The sequence below is a fragment of the Pseudomonas sp. B21-053 genome (assembly GCF_026016365.1).
Taxonomy (GTDB): Bacteria; Pseudomonadota; Gammaproteobacteria; order Pseudomonadales; family Pseudomonadaceae; genus Aquipseudomonas; species Aquipseudomonas nunensis.
This window is the reverse complement of sequence record NZ_CP087205.1, coordinates 5,101,363-5,117,990: the sequence shown is the minus strand read 5'-3', so window position 1 is coordinate 5,117,990 and position 16,628 is coordinate 5,101,363. Positions and strand designations below refer to the sequence as shown.

The following is a 16,628-nucleotide window of genomic DNA, read 5'->3' as shown; positions in this document are numbered from 1 at the left end:
CGCTAATCGCGAGCAAGCTCGCTCCCACAGGGGATCTTCAGCGCCCCCAAATCCCATGTGGGAGCGAGCTTGCTCGCGATGGCGGCCGCACAATCACCACCACAATAACTGGAAAAAGAGATTCCCAAGCATGAGTGACTCCGGCCGCGCCGACGCATTGTTAGCAGACCTGCCCCGCGATGGTCGTGGCCGGCTCAAGGTGTTCCTTGGCGCCGCGCCCGGTGTCGGCAAGACCTACGCCATGCTGCAAGCCGCCCACACCCAACTGCGCCAAGGCGTGAAAGTCATTGCCGGCGTGGTCGAAACCCACGGTCGCGCCGAAACCGAAGCGCTGCTCGGTGGCTTGCCGCAACAACCGCTGGTGCGCTCGGAATACCGCGGCGTGATGCTCGAAGAAATGGACCTCGACGGCCTGCTCGCAGCCAAGCCGAAACTGGTGCTGGTCGACGAACTGGCCCACAGCAACGCCCCCGGCAGTCGTCACGCGAAACGCTGGCAAGATATTCAGGAATTGCTCGCCGCCGGCATCGACGTGTACACCACGGTCAACGTCCAACACCTGGAAAGCCTCAACGATCAAGTGCGCGGCATCACCGGCGTGCAGGTCCGCGAAACCCTGCCGGATTGGGTCCTGCAAGAAGCGTATGAACTGCTGCTAATCGACCTGCCGCCCCGGGAATTGCTGGAGCGTTTGCGTGACGGCAAAGTCTACGTGCCGGAACAGGCGAGGGCGGCAATCGATGCGTTTTTCACCCAGACCAACCTCACCGCCCTGCGCGAAATGGCCATGCAGACGGCGGCGGCCCAGGTCGATGATGACTTGGCCCAAGGTTATCGCCAGCTCGGTCAGGCAGCGCCAGCCGTGCGCGGTCGCTTGTTGGTCGGGGTCGACGGCGATGCCCAGGCCGAACGCCTCGTACGTCACGCCAGTCGCGTCGCCCAGCGCCGGCATTTGCCGTGGAGCCTGGTGCATGTGGACAACGGCAGCGTGCGCGACGAGCAATCACGCTTGCGTCTGCAAAGTGCCCAGCAACTGGCCGAACGCCTCGGTGGCGAAGTCGTTCTGCTGCGCGCCGGTGAGGTGGCGAAAACCCTGATCCAGCACGCCGCCGAACGTCGCGCCAGCCTGGTGTTGGTCGGACAGTCCCGCCAGCGCTTGCGGCGGCGTTTGTTCGGCGGTGGTCTGGCGTCACGCTTGCTGCGCGATGCCCGAGGGCTGGAAATCAACGTCCTCGACAGCGATCACGAAGAGCATCAGCCACGCCAGCGTTCGACGCACTCACTGGTCTGGTTCGACTACGCGTTGGCCGTGGTGGCGACACTGTTGGCGAGTGCGTTGGCCTGGGCCGTGGCGAGTGTCTTGCCGCTACCGAATATCTCCCTGGTATTCCTCGCTGCTGTGTTGCTGGTGGCGGTGCGCAGCAGCCTCGGCCCGGCGCTGGCCTGTGCGGCACTGTCGTTTCTGACCTACGACTTTCTGTTCATTCCGCCGAATTTTTCTTTCAGCATCCAGCGCGAAGAAGACGTGCTGACCCTGCTGTTTTTCCTGTTGATGGCCGCGCTCACCGGTAACCTCGCCGCGCGGCAGCGTCGGCAGTTGCAGGCCCTGCGCGACACCCAGGAAGAAACCACCGAACTGCTCGACCTGTCGCGCAAACTCACTGCCGCCACCGATCGCCAGGCTGTGGTCAGCGCCGCCGCGCAACATTTGAACGGCTGGAGCGATCTGCAACTGTGCCTGCTCAATCGCGACGGGCAGGGCGGCTGGAAAGTCGAGACCGGTGGCCCACTGGAATTCTCCGAAGCCGAACGCGCCGCCGCCGATTGGGCTTGGCAACACGATCAACCGGCGGGCGCCGGCACCGGCACGCTGCCGTTCGGTCGTTGGTGGTGGTGGCCATTGTCGGTCGAGGACGGACCGCTGGGATTACTCGGCGTGTGCGCCAAAGAAGGCCAGACCTTGAGCGGTCAGCGCCGACGTTTGTTGACTGCCCTGAGCCAACCGCTGGCCCAGGCGTTGGCCCGTGCGCAATTGGCCGAGGACCTGGAAGCCGCGCGGCTGCACGGCGAAACCGAGCAACTGCGCAGCGCGTTGCTGGCTTCGGTGTCCCACGATTTGCGCACGCCGCTGACCTCCATGCGCGGCAGCATCGACAGCCTGCTGGCCCTCGGCGAAGCGATCCCGCTGGAGGATCGCCGCGAGTTGCTCGAAGGCACTCGCGATGAAGCCGAACGCCTCGATCGCTACATCCAGAACCTGCTGGACATGACCCGCCTCGGTCACGGCGCGCTGAAACTGGCGCGGGACTGGGTGTCGCCGGCCGATATCGTCGGCAGTTCGCTCAATCGCCTGCGCGCGGTGCTGGCGCCGTTGCAGGTCAGCACCGAAGTGCCGGCCGAGTTGCCGCTGCTCTATGTGCATGCGGCGCTGATCGAGCAGGCGCTGGTCAACGTAATGGAAAACGCTGCACGGTTTTCCCCCGCTCACGGGCGCCTGCAAGTGCGCGCCGGGGCCGATGACAGCGAGCTGTTTTTCTCGGTGAGCGATGAAGGTCCGGGGATTCCCGAAGAAGAACGCTCGAAGATTTTTGACATGTTCTACACCGCCGCTCGCGGTGATCGGGGCGGGCAGGGCACTGGGCTGGGGCTGGCGATCTGTCAGGGCATGGTCGGCGCCCATGGCGGGCGGATCAGCGTCGCCGACGGCATCGAAGGTCGCGGCACCTGCATCACCTTGCACTTGCCGTTGCAGGCGCAGCCGGTCTTTGAAAATTAAGCGCCTAAAGTGAAGCCTGATCACGCTTGCGCTACTCTCTTGCCACTTCTTTGTGTTGATGTGAATTCATGAGCCAGACTGCGACCATCTTGGTCATCGACGACGAACCGCAGATCCGAAAATTCCTGCGCATCAGCCTCGCCTCCCAGGGCTACAAAGTACTGGAGGCCGGCACTGGCAACGAAGGACTGGCGCAAGCGGCGCTGAACAAACCCGATCTGCTGGTGCTCGACCTCGGCTTGCCGGACATGGACGGCCAGCAAGTGCTGCGCGAATTTCGCGAATGGTCGACGGTGCCGGTGTTGGTGTTGTCGGTGCGGGCCAGCGAAGGGCAGAAAGTCGAAGCGCTGGATGGCGGCGCCAACGACTACGTGACCAAGCCGTTCGGCATTCAGGAATTCCTTGCCCGGGTGCGCGCCTTGTTGCGCCAGGCGCCGGCGGGTGAAGCCCAGCAAGCGGCGTTGACGTTCGGGCCGCTGACGGTGGACCTGGCGTATCGTCGGGTGTTGCTCGACGGCGCCGAAGTCGCGCTGACCCGCAAGGAATACGCGGTGCTGGCGCAACTGGCGCGGCATCCGGGGCGGGTGATTACCCAGCAGCAATTGCTCAAGGATATCTGGGGGCCGACCCATACCGAGGACAGTCATTATCTGCGGATTGTGGTGGGGCATCTGCGCCAGAAACTGGCGGACGATCCGACACAGCCGCGGTTTATCGTGACCGAGGCGGGGGTGGGTTATCGGTTGATTGAGTCTCAGGGGTAGCCGAAAAGATCGCAGCCTGCGGCAGCTCCTACAGGGTGTACGCCATTCCAATGTAGGAGCTGCCGAAGACTGCGATCTTTTGATCTTTATTGATCTTCAGCTCTGCTCTTTCTCATACCGATCCATCGTATCCCGCGCAATCTCCCGACCCAACGCGATCAACTCCGGCGCCTTGTAGAACTCGAAAAACCGGCACACCCGCTTCGGCACGTTGATCAGGACGTCCGGTGGATACCCGGCAATCTTGTACTGCGCCAGCGAGGTCTGCATCACCTCGAAACTCTGGTTGATCAAGTCCAGCAAAGACGCCGGCCCGACGTTATCGATGATGAACGAACCGGTAGCGGATTTCGGCGCGCCTTCACCTTGCGGGGCGGCCGCCGGTTGCTGGGCTTCGGGTTCGGCGGACTCGATCCAGGGATTGATCTCCGCCGCTTCGGCCTTCAGTGCTTCCTGTTCCAGCAACAGCAATTGTTCGGCCTGTTTGCGCCGGAACGGCATCTTCGAACCGAGCGAATTAATCAAACTATTGAACCGCGACTTGAACGCCGCCGGACGCTGGATCACCGGCAATTGGTAATGGCGCTGGTTGGTCGAGTTGAGGTTGACCGCGATGATCAGATCACAATGGCTCGACACCACCGGCACGATCGGCAACGGGTTGAGCAAACCGCCATCCACCAGCATGCGATTGCCCTGCATCACGGGCGTGAACAAACTGGGAATTGCCGCCGAGGCGCGAATGGCCTGGTGCAGACAGCCGGCCTGGAACCAGATTTCCTGCTGGTTGGTCAGGTCGGTGGCCACCGCCGTGTAGGGAATGCGCAGGTCTTCAATATTGATCTCGCCGACGATCTTGCGAATCTGGCCGAAGACTTTCTCGCCACGAATGGCGCCCAGGCGAAAACTGACGTCCACCAGACGCAACACATCGAGGTAATCCAGGCTTTCGATCCAGTCGCGATACTCGTTGAGTTTGCCGGCGGCATAAATCCCGCCGACCACGGCGCCCATGGAGCAACCGGCGATGCAGGCGATGTCGTAGCCACGCCGTTCGATCTCTTCAATGACACCGATATGCGCGTAGCCCCGGGCTCCACCCGAGCCCAGCACCAGTGCGACACGCTTTTTCATTAATCGCCCTCGTCTGACAAGGTTCAACAATGCACCCATCGAGGGGCGCGCTTCAATCGGTAAGGTCGTTTGCCGGGGCGGGGGCGTCGTTTTTTCGACACTGCATGGCGCCAGATGGGTATGCTCGCGAGCGCTATAGTTTGTACGGGCGGGGCAAGGCACTTTTTGCGCGGCGCATCGTCTTACTTGCACGACTGTTTATCTATCTTTGAGGTGTTATCGATGAAAGCCTGGATCTGTGTGCCTTTGATTGCCTTGGCTCTGGCCGGTTGTGCCGGCAAAACTGCGTACCGCGACAGCTGCGGCACCCAGATCGATGCGGCCTGGCATGAGCTGGACCTGGCTAAGGCCGAAGGTTTCGCCGGCACCGTCAGTTACTCCAAGGCCCTGTCGCTGTTGACCGGCGCCAAGACCCAGCAGCAATTCGAAGCCTACGAAGGCTGCACCAGCAAGGCTGAAAAGGCGCGCTTCTACATTCGTGAGTCGCGCGCGGGTCGATAAGCGCATGATGTAGCTCAATGCCTGCGGCATGCGCCGCAGGCAGGATGAGATTGAGCGCGATAACGGAAACTCGATTCAGGGAGCAAGTGATGTCTGCCTTGGTTGACCGGTTGGTGGCTCAGGTCTTGAGCATTGAAGTTCGTCTGTTGGCCTGCCAGGCACGCTTGAGTGCTCGCACCGATCCTGAGGCGCTGCACGATTTGCGCACCACGGTTCGGCGCTTGCGCAGTCTGTTGCGACCGTTGCGCGGTTTGCCTGGGGTCGAGCAACTGGAAAGCGCAGCGTCCGGGGTCGGTAAACTGACCACGCCGCTGCGCGATCGCGAAGTGCTGGCGGCGTACTTGCTCCAGCACGGTCAACCCGAGGCGGCGCAGCGGCGCATGGCGCAAATGGATGTGGCTTATCCGACCGTTGCGACCAGCCCGCAGGTTATTCAACTGCTGATGATCCTCGATGCTTTTCCGCGATTCCTGCGGGCGTCCCAGCGTCAGGGGTTGCTCAAGGGCTTGCGCCAGCGCATCGAAAAGCGTCTGGCCAAGCAGTGGAAAAAACTCGATCACACCCTGCACGATCCGGCTCACGATCGTCATCTGCTGCGTTTGTTGATCAAGCGCGTGCGCTATGGCATCGAGGCCTATCCCGAACTGGATCGCCTGCCGAAAGCGGCGATGCCACGGCTCAAATCGGCCCAGGCTGCGTTGGGCGATTGGCACGATTGCTGGCAGTGGTTGCTGCGGGCCGAGCAGGAGGCGGATTTGCTGCCTTGTGTTGCAGTCTGGAAAACCACCATGGCCAAGGCTGAAGGCCGCGCCGACCGGGTGCTCGATAAACTCAGCAAGGCCTGCTTCAAATCCTGAGAACCCCACTAATCCCCTGTGGGAGCGGGCTTGCTCGCGAATGCGGTGTGTCAGTCACCACCTGTATTGACTGACACACCGCATTCGCGAGCAAGCCCGCTCCCACAAGGGATCTATGTTGGATTTGGAATTGCGTCCTATCTGTCAGTCTCTTTGTCCGGAATAAGCGCTGTATCCCCTCCGCAGGCTGGTTAAGATCCCTTCATTCTTTTCCCGCATTCTTGAGGTTCCCATGCGCTTTTCCGATCTGCTTGACGCTGTGCGCAGCCAACCGCAGGCGTTGTCCATACCTGCCGAATGGGGCCAGGGCCGCGCCAGTTTTGGTGGCCTGATCGCCGCGTTGCAGTACGAAGCCATGCGCACGAAAGTCCCGGCGGGTCGTCCGGTGCGTTCGCTGGCGATCACTTTTGTCGGCCCGGTCGAGCCGGATGTGCCAGTCAGTTTTGAAGTCGATGTCTTGCGCGAAGGCAAAGCCGTCAGCCAGGTGCTGGGCCGGGTGATGCAGAAAGGTCAGGTGGTGACGTTGGTCCAAGGCAGCTTCGGCGCCTCGCGACCGTCCGAAGTGGCCGTGGCGGCCCAGCCTGCACCCGAGATGAAGCACTGGGACGACTGCCAGGAACTGCCTTACATCAAAGGCGTGACCCCGGAATTCATGAAACATCTGGCGATGCGCTGGAGCGTCGGCGGGTTGCCGTTCACCGGGAACAAATCCCGGGATATGGGCGGTTGGGTGCGCTTGCGCGGCGATGTGAAGGAAGAGGCGCTGAGCGAAGCGTACATTCTCGCGCTGGTCGATGCCTGGCCGCCGGCCCTGTTGCCGCACCTGAACAAACCGGCGGCGGGCAGCACGCTGACCTGGACCATCGAATTCGTCCAGCCGCTGCTGGCGTTGAACACGCTGGACTGGTGCAAGTACCTGGTAGACATCGAACTCGCCCGTGACGGCTACGGTCACGCGGCGGCGAAGCTATGGAGCGCTGACGGTCAGTTGATCGCCATGAGCCGGCAGACTGTGACGATCTTCGCCTGACTCAACGGTGGTGGCGCTTACGCCAGGCGCGCCACCAGCCGCCGCTGAGGAAAAACCGTGGGAAGGTCAGGAACTGCTCGACCAGCAAGCGTGACATCGCATCTTTGCGATCAGTGAACGGCTCGGAGGCTTGCGCCTCCAGGCTGTGACCGTGACGCTGCAAGCCCAGGCCGGCGATGATGCCGATCACGCCGATCACGACATTCAGCAAACTCAGGCTGAACACCCCGGACACTATTAACAGAAACCCGATAATGAACAGCGGCACCGCAATCAGGTGCAACGCCAGGTTGGTGGGGTGCTGATGATTGTGCGGGTAGGACTTCCATTGCCAGGCCGGAAGGTTGGGGTGACGTTTGCCCATGATGAAACTCCTCAAATCCATGTTGAACACATGCTTGAAGAATAGGCGCGGTGCTGGAGGGCGGCGAATCAAGGTTGGCTATCGAAGTGATAGGGGCTCATGGCAAAAATTGATGTTGACGGGGCGGACGCCTTCGCGGGCAAGCCTTGCTCCTACAGGTTCGCGCATTACAATGTAGGAGCGAGGCTTGCCCGCGAAGATGCCCTCAAAGCTTGAGCTGCCCTATCGCCTTACTCAACTCCCCAGCCAACGTCGCCAATTCATTACTGGTATTCGCCGAATCCACGGTCTGCTGCACGGTGTTCTCGGTCACGTCACGAATGCTCACCACCGACCGGTTCATCTCCTCCGCCACATGACTCTGCTGCTCGGCGGCCACGGCGATCTGCGTGTTGCTCTCACGCATCTGCGCCACCGCGCTGGTGATTTGCGCCAGTGCAGTGCCGGCCTCCTGAGCCTGCTGCACGCAGTCGTCAGCCTTGAACGAACTTTCCTGCATGAAATCCACGGCATCCCGCGTCCCGGCCTGCAAGGCGGACACCATCAAGGTAATTTCGTCGGTGGAGGTTTGCACACGCTTGGCCAGGTTGCGCACTTCATCGGCCACCACCGCAAAACCACGGCCCATTTCACCGGCCCGCGCAGCCTCGATGGCGGCGTTGAGCGCCAGCAGGTTGGTTTGCTCGGCGATGCTGTGAATCACGCTGACCACGCCATTGATCTTCTGGCTGTCTTCGGCCAGTCGCTGGATCATCTCGGCGGTCTGTTGCACACCGCTGGATAACCCGGCAATCGACTTCTGCACCCGACTGACCACTTCCTGGCCACTGCCAGCCAGGGTGTCGGCGCTTTGCGAGAGGTCGCGGGTGGCGCCGGCGTGTTGGGCGATATGGTAGACCGTGGCGGTCATTTCATTGATTGCGGTGGCGGCCTGATCGGTTTCGCTTTGCTGACCGAGCATGCCGTGGCGCACATCGTTCATGCTCGCCGCCAATCGCGCCGCACCGACGTCCAGCTGCTTGGCGGTATTGGCGACGGTGTTGACCACCCGCTGATAACCGGCCTGCATCGCATTGAACGCGTTTGCCATCTGCCCGACTTCATCCTTGCAGGCCAGAGGCACGCGGGCGGACAGGTCGCCGGTTTTCTCGACGTGCAGCATCACATCTTTCAAGGTGTTGAGCTGGCTGAGCAGGAAGCGGATCAACAACTGCGAAGCCCCGAGCATCGCCAGCATCAGAATCGCCACCGCCATCGCATAGTTGAAGAAGCGCTCGCTGAACACCTGGCTCAGGCTGGGACCGTAGGCGATCACCGCGACTTGTTGGCCGTCAGCGCGACTGAACACCTCGGCGCCCATCAACGGGTTGTCGCCGAACAGCGGCATCGCATTGATCTCGACCCAACCGTTGTTGGTGTCGGTCAGCTCGAGCACGGGTTGTTCGTTCAGCCGTGGAGCCTGGCCGTGACTGAACATCAGCACGTTGTCCGCCTTGGGCAGCGGCTGCCCGACGGGCCAGGCGCTAAGCAAACGCGCCTGGGCCTGGGCCGACGCCTGGGACGCGTGGCTGCGGGCCTGCTGTTCGAGTTGTACGGCGTACAACACCAACAGCAGGGTAGTGACGAAGGCGACCGCATTGACCGCCCAGAATTTGTATTTCAGCGAGATGTTGCTAAGCCAGGCACCCATAGGAAGGTCTTCTCTGATAGCGGAAACAGCATTGGCAAGGTGCCAGTATTGTGCCGCTATGCAGGGAGTTGGATTTGACGCAGGTCAACAACCAGCACACAGATATTGTGGGCCAACACTAATCCCCTGTGGGAGCGGGCTTGCTCGCGAAAGCGTCAGCACATGAAAGACCGCTTTCGCGAGCAGGCTCGCTCCCACAGGGGAGTTGGGGTTACTGGGGAATTGAGGGGAGACGGAAGAATGCCCGCGCACAAGCCGTCGTATGCGCCGCCAGGTCCTCTTCGCTCTCTTCACGATGCAACGCCACTTCACGCAGCACTTCAGTCAGATACGCCGGCTCGTTACGCCCGTTCTTCGGCTTCGGTCGCAAACTGCGCGGCAGCAGGTACGGCGCATCGCTCTCCAGCATCAGTCGGCCACGCTTGATCTCTTTCACCAGCGGATGCAGGTGCGTGCCCCGACGTTCATCGCAGATCCAGCCGGTAATGCCGATGTGCAGATCCAGGTCGAGGTAGCTGAACAGCGCTTTCTTTTCACCGGTGAAGCAATGCACCACGGCGGCCGGCAACTGATCGCGGTAGTCCCGCAGGATTTCCAGCAGGCGCTGGCTGGCATCGCGCTCATGCAGGAACACCGGCAATTGCAGCTCGACTGCCATGGCCAGATGCTGCTCAAGGACCTTTTCCTGCTGCGGGCGCGGCGAGAAGTCGCGGTTGAAGTCCAGCCCGCATTCGCCCACGGCGACCATGTTCGGCTCCTTGAGCAAACTGCGCAGGCGCTGTTCGCTGTCGGCGTTCCAGTCGCTGGCAGAGTGGGGGTGAATGCCGGCGGTGGCGAACAGCCGTTGTGCGCTTTCATCCAGTTGCCGACACAGCTCCAGCGCTTGCTCGCTGCCGTCGACGCTGGTCCCGGTCAGCACCAATTGGCAGACCCCGGCCGCGTAGGCGCGATCAAGTACTGCCTGGTGTTTATCGTCGAAACTGGGGTTGGTCAGGTTGACGCCGATATCGATGAGTTGCATGGTGCTACCTCGGACCAAAGGCCGGAAAGCATATCAGAGCTGTAGATTTATAAGAAAAGCCAAGAACTACAACGAGTTGAAGCTGTCTCTTGATGCCGCGAGACAGGTCGGGTTGGTGAAACTGCCATCACTGTGCCAGTCTTGCGCACGTTGCCAGCGCTCCAGGCGCTCTGTTTCTGTCGTTCGATGTCATGAATTTTCGTGAGGTCGGCCAGTATTCTTTCCGGAGAGTGGATGACACGTCCCTCGGTTTTGCTACTGCTGTGTTGTTCGTTGCTGCTGCCGTTGCCGGCGGTTGCGCGTCTGGCCGGACCGCTGCAAGCCGTGCCGGCCACCAAGGTGCGCGATCTGGCGGAAATCCGCAGCAGCCGTGTGCTGAAAGTCCTGGTCAACCAGAGTCGTAACAGCTCCGGCGAAGTCCAGGGCCAGGCCATCGGCGTCGAATACCATCGCCTGCGCGCCTTCGAGCAATACCTCAACGGGCATGCCCGCGACGGCCAGGAAATCACCCTCAAGATCATCCCCAAAGCCAAGGATCAATTACTCGGCGCGTTGCAGCGCGGCGAGGGCGATCTGGTGGCGCCGGGAGAACTGCTCGATCCGCAATCCGGCCACGCGGTCAGTACCAGCGAACCGATTGCGAGCAACGTGCCGCTGATCCTGGTCGGGATCAAGGGCGAACGCCGTTATACAAAACTCGAACAACTCTCCGGCAAGACCCTGGCGTTGCCCACGGGCAGTGCCGCCGGGGATGCGGTCAGTCAGATCAACCAGAAACTTGCCCTGCACAAACTGGCGCCGATAACGGTCGAGTGGGTCGATCCGAGTCTGGCGGTCGAGGACGTGTTGGAGATGGTCCAGGGTGGCATCTTCCACCTGACCATCGTCGAGCAACCGATCGCCGAGCGCTGGGGCAAGATCCTGCCCAAGCTGCGCTTCGATCGGCAGTTGCTGATCAGCGAGCCGGGTGAGGAATACTGGTTCGTGCGCCGCGATGCGTCGATGCTGCGGGCCAGTATCGATCGCTTCCTGACCACCTATAAAAAGCCGTCGGATGAGGACGTGGCATTCCTGCGTATCTACCGACGGCTGTATCAAGTCCACTATCCGCTGGCCAAGGCTGACCGACAGCGTCTGGAAAAACTCCGCCCGGTATTGCAGAAGCACGCGGATGCCCAAGGCATGGACTGGCTGAACCTGGCGGCGCTGGCGTTCAAGGAGTCGGCGCTACAACCCGAGGCTCGCGGTGGCGGCGGCCCGACCGGCCTGATGCAGATCACCCCGTCCGCCGCCCAGCGCGTCGGGGTCAACAATATTCAGAACCTCGACGCCAATGTGCAGGCCGGGGCCAAGTACCTGGCAATGATCCGTCGCAAATTCTTCTCCAGCCCCAAACTCAACGAGCGCGAGCGCATGGCGTTTGTGCTGGCGGCCTACAACATGGGACCGGAACGGGTTCAGGGGATGCGCGCCGAGGCCCGGCGCCGGGGCTTGAATCCGAATCAGTGGTTCTTCCAGGTCGAGCGCATCGCCATGGAGCAGGTGGGGATGGGCGCCGTCAGCTATGTTAATAGCGTGAACAAGTATTACTTGGCGTTCGATCGGGAGCGGGAGTCGTTGGAGCCTCAGGGGCAAAAAGTCGCCTCACGTAAATGATCGACTAAACTGATGATTATGGCGAAATATTTGCGCTTTTATCATTCGATTTAACGATTAATATAGCGGCCAACCAACACACACATTCAATGGATGACACAGCATGAGCTCACTGATCAACAAAGTACTGTTTACCCGCGCTGGCTACGGCCTGACTGTTCTGCGGATCGTTGTCGGCATCATCTTCGCTGCCCACGGCTCGCAGAAACTCTTCGGGATGTTCGGTGGCTACGGCATTGCCGGCACCGCGCAGTACATGGAAAGCCTGGGCCTGGCGCCGGGTCACCTGATGGCTATCCTGGCCGGTGGCACCGAGTTCTTCGCTGGCCTGGCCTTGATCATCGGCCTGCTGGTTCGTCCGGCGGCACTGGGTCTGATCTTCCTGTCGCTGGTCGCTATCTTCACGGTGCACATCAGCAACGGTTTGTTCATGGCCAACAACGGTTATGAGTTCGCCCTGGCCTTGCTCGGTGGCAGCATCGCGGTACTGATCGAAGGTGCCGGCAAGCTCTCGGCGGACCGCGCCATCGCCGGCTGACCGCTCTGGCTCAACGAAAAGGCCCGCATTGTGCGGGCCTTTTTTGTTGCGCGTCATTCTTGACACTGTCCGGTCAGGTTCTCTAGGATGCTGCTCATGCGCCGATTTAAACAGCTACTTGCGGGGCGCCAGGTGACTCATTCAGTTGCCGATAGAAGCTTGAGTCAGGCTTCGAAATACCGCTAAAGCGCTGGTTCGGTGTTGCCTCTCACCTGCCATGCAGACTTTCGAGGCAGAGACACGACCCAATGAATGCACTAAGCCCCGTTGTACGCCCCGCGCCGATCACGGCACACCTCACCCAGCGCAATCCAAAAATCCTGCTTGGCGGTAAACATCAGCCGACGCTTCTGCGTTATCTCGATGGCTGGCCACGTCGCACCGGCGGTCCTGCCGCGTTCCTGATCCAGTTTGTCGAAGACGGCGAGTCGCTGGCGCGTTTTGCCAACGACAGTTTCGATCTGGCAGTGATTCAGTCGCCCACGCTTGAAGATGCACCGGAAGTGATCCGGCAGCTGACTCGCGTTGCCCGTCAGGGGTTGATTACCCGGCGCTGAGAATTACAGCGCTGCGGCTCATGGATACTCGATCGCCACGATGTACACGCACTGCTCGCCAGTCGGTGTCTGGACCCGCACTTCAGCGTCCAGCGCCTTGCCGATCAGTGCCCGCGCCAATGGTGAATCGATACTGATCAAGCCCAGTTTCAAATCCAGTTCATCCGGGCCGACGATGCGGTAGCGCGACTCTTTGCCGTCTTCATCTTCAATGGTGACCCAGGCACCAAAGTAAACCTTGTTCGGATCGCTGGGCTTTTCGCTGACGACTTTGAGGGCTTCCAGGCGCTTGGTGAGAAAGCGTACGCGGCTGTCGATCTCGCGCAGCATTTTTTTGCCATAGGTGTACTCGGCGTTTTCCGAGCGATCACCCTGGGCCGCCGCCTCGCTGACCGATTGCGTCACCTGCGGTCGACGTACGTGCCAGAGTTCGTGAAACTCGGCACGCATCCGCGCTTCACCTTCGGGGGTGATCAGCGCGGTGCCAGCGGTGCGGGGAGGGCGATAACGGCTCATGGTGACTTCTTGTAGTAGAGAGTGCTTGAGTCTATCAACCCTCGCGCAAGACTGTCAGGGGGCTGGCATTCAAGGCGCGACGTGTGCCGAACACACCAGCGCCGCCGATCAGCACGGCGCCAATCAATGGCAACACCAGCAACCACGGATGCGGATGCCAAGGCAGGTCGAAGGCGTAGCGGTAAAGCACCAGGCTGACCAACTCTGAACCCAGTGCCGCCAGCAAACCGCTGACCGCGCCGAGCAAGCCGAACTCGATCCGCCGGGCCTTGACCAGCAACTGGCGCTCCGCCCCAAGTGCTCGCAACAGCGCGCCTTGGCGAATCCGTTCATCCAGCGTGGCCTGCAGACCGGAGAACAGCACCGCCATCCCCGCCGCCAATACAAACAACAACACGTACTCCACCGCCAGAGTGACTTGGGCGAGGATGCTGCGCAGCTGTTCCAGCAAGGCCTCGACTTGCAGAATGGTCACGGCCGGGAACGCCCGGGACAGATCGACAATCTGCTGATCGTGACCCGCCGCCAGGTAGAAACTGGTGAGGTAAGTCGCCGGCAGATCTTTCAAGGTGCCCGGCTGGAAGATCATGAAGAAGTTCGGCTGGAAGTTGTCCCAGTTGATCTCCCGCAGGCTGGTGACTTTCGCTTCGCGATTGACCCCGCCAACAGTGAATACCAGATGATCACCCAGCTTGAGTTTCAGGCTTTCGGCGACCTTGCCTTCGACCGACACGCCAGGAATCTCATCCGGTGTCTGTTCGGTCCACCAGTTACCCGAGGTGAGCTTGTTGCCCGCCGGCAGGTCTGCCGCCCAGGTCAGGCTCAGGTCACGCTGGATCGCCCTGTCACCGGCCGAATCCTTGCTGACGATGTCCTGCACCGCTTCGCCATTGATGCTGATCAACCTGCCCGGCACCACCGGATACAGCGGCGCCGATTGCGCCGACAGTTCGATCAGTCGATCGGTGAAGGCTTGTTTGTCCGCTGGCAGAATATTCAGCGCGAAATAATTCGGCGCGTTTTTCGGCAGTTGGTTTTGCCAGGTGTCGAGCAGCTCGCCGCGCAGCAAAGCGATCAGCGCCATGGACAGCAGAATCAAACCGAAGGCCAGGGATTGGCCGGCCGCTGCCAGTGGATGACGCAGTAATTGACCCAGACCCAAACGCCAGGGCAACGAAGCACGGGCCAACATCCGCCGCAGGCTTTTGAGCAGCAACAGCAGCAAGCCGCCGAGCACCACGGCGGCGATCACACCGCCTCCGAGCAGGGCGAAGGTCAGGACCAGGTCCAGGCTCAAGCGCCACATGATCAGTCCCAGCGCACCCAGCGCCGCGCCGTAGACCATCCAAGTGCTGGACGGAATTGGCAGCATGTCCCGACGCAACACCCGCAATGGCGGGACCCGGCCGAGTGCGGCCAGTGGCGGCAGGGCGAAACCGGCCAGCGCCACCAGCCCGGTGCCGATCCCGGCAATCGCCGGCAGCAAACCACCCGGTGGAACATCGGTAGGCAACAAGTCATGCAGCAGCGCAAACAATCCGAGCTGCGCGAGCCAGCCGAGCAGGGCACCGCTAAGACTGGCGAGCAAGCCGAGCACCGTCAGCTGCAAACTGAACAGCACCATGGTTTCCCGGCGCGACAAACCCAGGCAACGCAGCAAGGCACTGGCGTCGAATCGGCGCGTGGCGAAGCGTGTCGCCGACAATGCCACTGCAACCCCGGACAGCAAAACCGCCACCAGACTGGCCATGTTCAGATAACGTTCTGCCTTACCCAACGCGCCGCCAATTTGCCGGTTGCCGTCTCGGGCATCCTGGATACGTTGGTTGGCCGCCAGTCCCGGTTTGATCAACTGGCGATAAGTTTCCAGCGCCTCGGCCTTACCGCGCCAGAGTTCGCGGTAACTGACCCGGCTGCCGGGTTGCACCACGCCGGTGGCGGTGAGGTCGCTGAGGTTGATCAGCACTCGAGGTGTCAGGCTGTAGAAATTGCCGGCGCGGTCGGGCTCATAAGTCAGCACCCGCGTCAGCTTCAGGGTTTTCATGCCGACGTCGATGCTGTCGCCGACCTTCAGGTCCAGCGCCGTCAGCAACCGTGCCTCGACCCAGGCCTCGCCGGATTTCGGCCCGCCACCGGTTTCTTCCGGGGCGAACGGCGCGGGGGCACTTTTCAGTTCTCCGCGCAGCGGATAGACATCGTCGGCTGCCTTGATGCTGGACAACTGGATGCCGTTGTCGGTGGCGATGACACTGGAGAACTCCACCACCTGGGCGTGTTCCAGACCCAGCTCGGTGCCGCTCTTGATCTGTTCCGGTCGCGCCGGCGAACTGCCTTCTAGCAGCAGGTCGGCGCCAAGGAACTCGGTGGCGCGCAACATCATGGCGCCGTTGAGGCGGGCGCCGAAATAACCGATGGCGGTACTCGCCGCCACGGCCACCAGCAAGGCGAAGAACAACACCCGCAGTTCACCGGCGCGAGCGTCGCGCAACAGTTGGCGGATGGCGAGGCTGAACAGGCGCAATAGCGGCAAGCGTGCCATCAAGGCTCCAGAGGGGCGACCAGCAGGCCGGCTTCAAGGCGGATCAGGCGCCGGCAACGATGTGCCAGGCGTTCGTCGTGGGTCACCAGCACCAGGGTCGTGCCGCGTTCCTTGTTCAGTTCGAACAGCAGATCGCTGATGCGCTCGCCGGTGTGGCTGTCGAGGTTGCCGGTGGGTTCATCGGCGAACAGCACGTCCGGTTCAGCGGCAAACGCACGCGCAATCGCCACACGCTGCTGTTCGCCGCCGGAGAGCTGGCGAGGCGAGTGGGTCAGGCGCTGGCCCAGGCCAACCCGCTGCAGCAACTCGGTGGCGCGCTGTCGTGCGTCTTTGCGACCGTCGAGTTCCAGCGGCAGCATGACGTTTTCCAAGGCGTTGAGGCTGTCGAGCAACTGAAAGGACTGGAAGACAAACCCCACATGCTCGGCGCGGATGCGTGCCCGTTGATCTTCATCGAGATTGCTCAGGGCTTGCCCGGCGAGGGTGACTTCGCCACTGCTCGGCAGATCGAGGCCGGCCAGCAGGCCGAGGAGGGTGGATTTGCCGGAACCGGAGGCGCCGACAATGGCCAAACTGTCGCCCTTGTTCAGTTCCAGGCTGAGTTCGTGCAGGATAGTCAGTTCACCTTCCGCGCTGGGAACCACTTTGCTGAGGTTCTTCGCGGTGAGAATGCTTGCGCCCATGG

15 protein-coding genes are annotated in these 16,628 nt (G+C 61.5%); 8 read left to right on the top strand and 7 right to left on the bottom strand.

The window, feature by feature from the left end:
* Nucleotides 1-130 precede the first annotated feature (130 nt).
* Together LOY68_RS22785 and LOY68_RS22780 are read left to right on the top strand one after the other, a co-directional pair.
* Nucleotides 131-2,776 (top strand): sensor histidine kinase, encoded by a 2,646-nt coding sequence (locus tag LOY68_RS22785; protein ID WP_265040123.1) that lies wholly within the window; start codon nt 131-133, stop codon nt 2,774-2,776.
* A gap of 68 nt (nt 2,777-2,844) precedes the next feature.
* Entirely contained in the window at nt 2,845-3,540 is a 696-nt protein-coding gene (locus LOY68_RS22780) for a response regulator (protein ID WP_163913179.1), read from the top strand.
* A 96-nt stretch (nt 3,541-3,636) separates the two neighbouring features.
* On the opposite strand, the gene LOY68_RS22775 is transcribed toward LOY68_RS22780, so the two are convergent.
* Nucleotides 3,637-4,674, bottom strand: a complete 1,038-nt coding sequence (locus LOY68_RS22775; RefSeq protein WP_265040121.1) for a patatin-like phospholipase family protein — start codon at nt 4,672-4,674, stop codon at nt 3,637-3,639.
* Nucleotides 4,675-4,896: 222 nt separating this feature from the next.
* Here LOY68_RS22775 and LOY68_RS22770 point away from each other — a divergent pair, with 222 nt between their 5' ends.
* From LOY68_RS22770 to LOY68_RS22760, 3 genes are all read left to right on the top strand, one after another.
* Entirely contained in the window at nt 4,897-5,175 is a 279-nt protein-coding gene (locus LOY68_RS22770) for a hypothetical protein (protein ID WP_054051974.1), read from the top strand.
* An 89-nt stretch (nt 5,176-5,264) separates the two neighbouring features.
* Nucleotides 5,265-6,032: a CHAD domain-containing protein gene (locus LOY68_RS22765; RefSeq protein WP_265040120.1), complete on the top strand. Its 768-nt coding sequence runs from the start codon at nt 5,265-5,267 to the stop codon at nt 6,030-6,032.
* A gap of 232 nt (nt 6,033-6,264) precedes the next feature.
* Entirely contained in the window at nt 6,265-7,062 is a 798-nt protein-coding gene (locus tag LOY68_RS22760; RefSeq protein WP_265040119.1) for an acyl-CoA thioesterase, read from the top strand.
* Nucleotide 7,063: 1 nt separating this feature from the next.
* On the opposite strand, the gene LOY68_RS22755 is transcribed toward LOY68_RS22760, so the two are convergent.
* The 3 genes from LOY68_RS22755 to LOY68_RS22745 all read right to left on the bottom strand — a co-directional run bounded on the left by LOY68_RS22755 (nt 7,064) and on the right by LOY68_RS22745 (nt 10,137).
* Nucleotides 7,064-7,426, bottom strand: a complete 363-nt coding sequence (locus LOY68_RS22755) for an Mpo1-like protein (protein ID WP_265040117.1) — start codon at nt 7,424-7,426, stop codon at nt 7,064-7,066.
* Nucleotides 7,427-7,631: 205 nt separating this feature from the next.
* Nucleotides 7,632-9,116, bottom strand: coding sequence for a methyl-accepting chemotaxis protein (locus tag LOY68_RS22750; protein WP_265040115.1), 1,485 nt, complete (start codon nt 9,114-9,116; stop codon nt 7,632-7,634).
* A gap of 211 nt (nt 9,117-9,327) precedes the next feature.
* Nucleotides 9,328-10,137 (bottom strand): TatD family hydrolase, encoded by an 810-nt coding sequence (locus tag LOY68_RS22745; protein WP_054051984.1) that lies wholly within the window; start codon nt 10,135-10,137, stop codon nt 9,328-9,330.
* A gap of 234 nt (nt 10,138-10,371) precedes the next feature.
* Between LOY68_RS22745 and LOY68_RS22740 the strand changes: the two genes are divergently transcribed.
* The 3 genes from LOY68_RS22740 to LOY68_RS22730 all read left to right on the top strand — a co-directional run bounded on the left by LOY68_RS22740 (nt 10,372) and on the right by LOY68_RS22730 (nt 12,888).
* Nucleotides 10,372-11,793 carry a transglycosylase SLT domain-containing protein gene (locus LOY68_RS22740; RefSeq protein WP_163913191.1) on the top strand — a complete coding sequence of 474 codons (1,422 nt, stop codon included), beginning with the start codon at nt 10,372-10,374 and terminating at the stop codon, nt 11,791-11,793.
* 103 nt (nt 11,794-11,896) lie between these two features.
* Nucleotides 11,897-12,331: a DoxX family protein gene (locus LOY68_RS22735; RefSeq protein WP_054613922.1), complete on the top strand. Its 435-nt coding sequence runs from the start codon at nt 11,897-11,899 to the stop codon at nt 12,329-12,331.
* A gap of 248 nt (nt 12,332-12,579) precedes the next feature.
* Nucleotides 12,580-12,888, top strand: a complete 309-nt coding sequence (locus tag LOY68_RS22730; protein WP_054051989.1) for a hypothetical protein — start codon at nt 12,580-12,582, stop codon at nt 12,886-12,888.
* Nucleotides 12,889-12,906: 18 nt separating this feature from the next.
* Here LOY68_RS22730 and greB read toward each other — a convergent pair whose 3' ends face one another.
* The 3 genes from greB to LOY68_RS22715 are packed head-to-tail and all read right to left on the bottom strand — an operon-like array spanning nt 12,907 to nt 16,626.
* Nucleotides 12,907-13,404, bottom strand: a complete 498-nt coding sequence (gene greB, locus LOY68_RS22725; RefSeq protein ID WP_017339816.1) for a transcription elongation factor GreB — start codon at nt 13,402-13,404, stop codon at nt 12,907-12,909.
* A 34-nt stretch (nt 13,405-13,438) separates the two neighbouring features.
* Nucleotides 13,439-15,943, bottom strand: coding sequence for an ABC transporter permease (locus LOY68_RS22720; protein ID WP_265040109.1), 2,505 nt, complete (start codon nt 15,941-15,943; stop codon nt 13,439-13,441).
* Nucleotides 15,943-16,626: an ABC transporter ATP-binding protein gene (locus LOY68_RS22715; RefSeq protein WP_054051996.1), complete on the bottom strand. Its 684-nt coding sequence runs from the start codon at nt 16,624-16,626 to the stop codon at nt 15,943-15,945. The genes LOY68_RS22720 and LOY68_RS22715 overlap by 1 nt, the downstream gene beginning before the upstream one ends.
* Nucleotides 16,627-16,628 lie beyond the last annotated feature (2 nt).

Excerpts from the sequence above, each read along its gene's own strand:
- LOY68_RS22735 (WP_054613922.1), top strand. The coding sequence starts at position 11,897 with ATGAGCTCACTGATCAACAAAGTACTGTTTACCCGCGCTGGCTACGGC.
- LOY68_RS22740 (WP_163913191.1), top strand. The coding sequence starts at position 10,372 with ATGACACGTCCCTCGGTTTTGCTACTGCTGTGTTGTTCGTTGCTGCTG.
- LOY68_RS22750 (WP_265040115.1), bottom strand. The coding sequence starts at position 9,116 with ATGGGTGCCTGGCTTAGCAACATCTCGCTGAAATACAAATTCTGGGCG.
- LOY68_RS22745 (WP_054051984.1), bottom strand. The coding sequence starts at position 10,137 with ATGCAACTCATCGATATCGGCGTCAACCTGACCAACCCCAGTTTCGAC.
- LOY68_RS22755 (WP_265040117.1), bottom strand. The coding sequence starts at position 7,426 with ATGGGCAAACGTCACCCCAACCTTCCGGCCTGGCAATGGAAGTCCTAC.
- LOY68_RS22730 (WP_054051989.1), top strand. The coding sequence starts at position 12,580 with ATGAATGCACTAAGCCCCGTTGTACGCCCCGCGCCGATCACGGCACAC.
- LOY68_RS22775 (WP_265040121.1), bottom strand. The coding sequence starts at position 4,674 with ATGAAAAAGCGTGTCGCACTGGTGCTGGGCTCGGGTGGAGCCCGGGGC.
- LOY68_RS22785 (WP_265040123.1), top strand. The coding sequence starts at position 131 with ATGAGTGACTCCGGCCGCGCCGACGCATTGTTAGCAGACCTGCCCCGC.
- LOY68_RS22770 (WP_054051974.1), top strand. The coding sequence starts at position 4,897 with ATGAAAGCCTGGATCTGTGTGCCTTTGATTGCCTTGGCTCTGGCCGGT.
- LOY68_RS22780 (WP_163913179.1), top strand. The coding sequence starts at position 2,845 with ATGAGCCAGACTGCGACCATCTTGGTCATCGACGACGAACCGCAGATC.
- LOY68_RS22715 (WP_054051996.1), bottom strand. The coding sequence starts at position 16,626 with ATGGGCGCAAGCATTCTCACCGCGAAGAACCTCAGCAAAGTGGTTCCC.
- LOY68_RS22720 (WP_265040109.1), bottom strand. The coding sequence starts at position 15,943 with ATGGCACGCTTGCCGCTATTGCGCCTGTTCAGCCTCGCCATCCGCCAA.
- greB (WP_017339816.1), bottom strand. The coding sequence starts at position 13,404 with ATGAGCCGTTATCGCCCTCCCCGCACCGCTGGCACCGCGCTGATCACC.
- LOY68_RS22765 (WP_265040120.1), top strand. The coding sequence starts at position 5,265 with ATGTCTGCCTTGGTTGACCGGTTGGTGGCTCAGGTCTTGAGCATTGAA.
- LOY68_RS22760 (WP_265040119.1), top strand. The coding sequence starts at position 6,265 with ATGCGCTTTTCCGATCTGCTTGACGCTGTGCGCAGCCAACCGCAGGCG.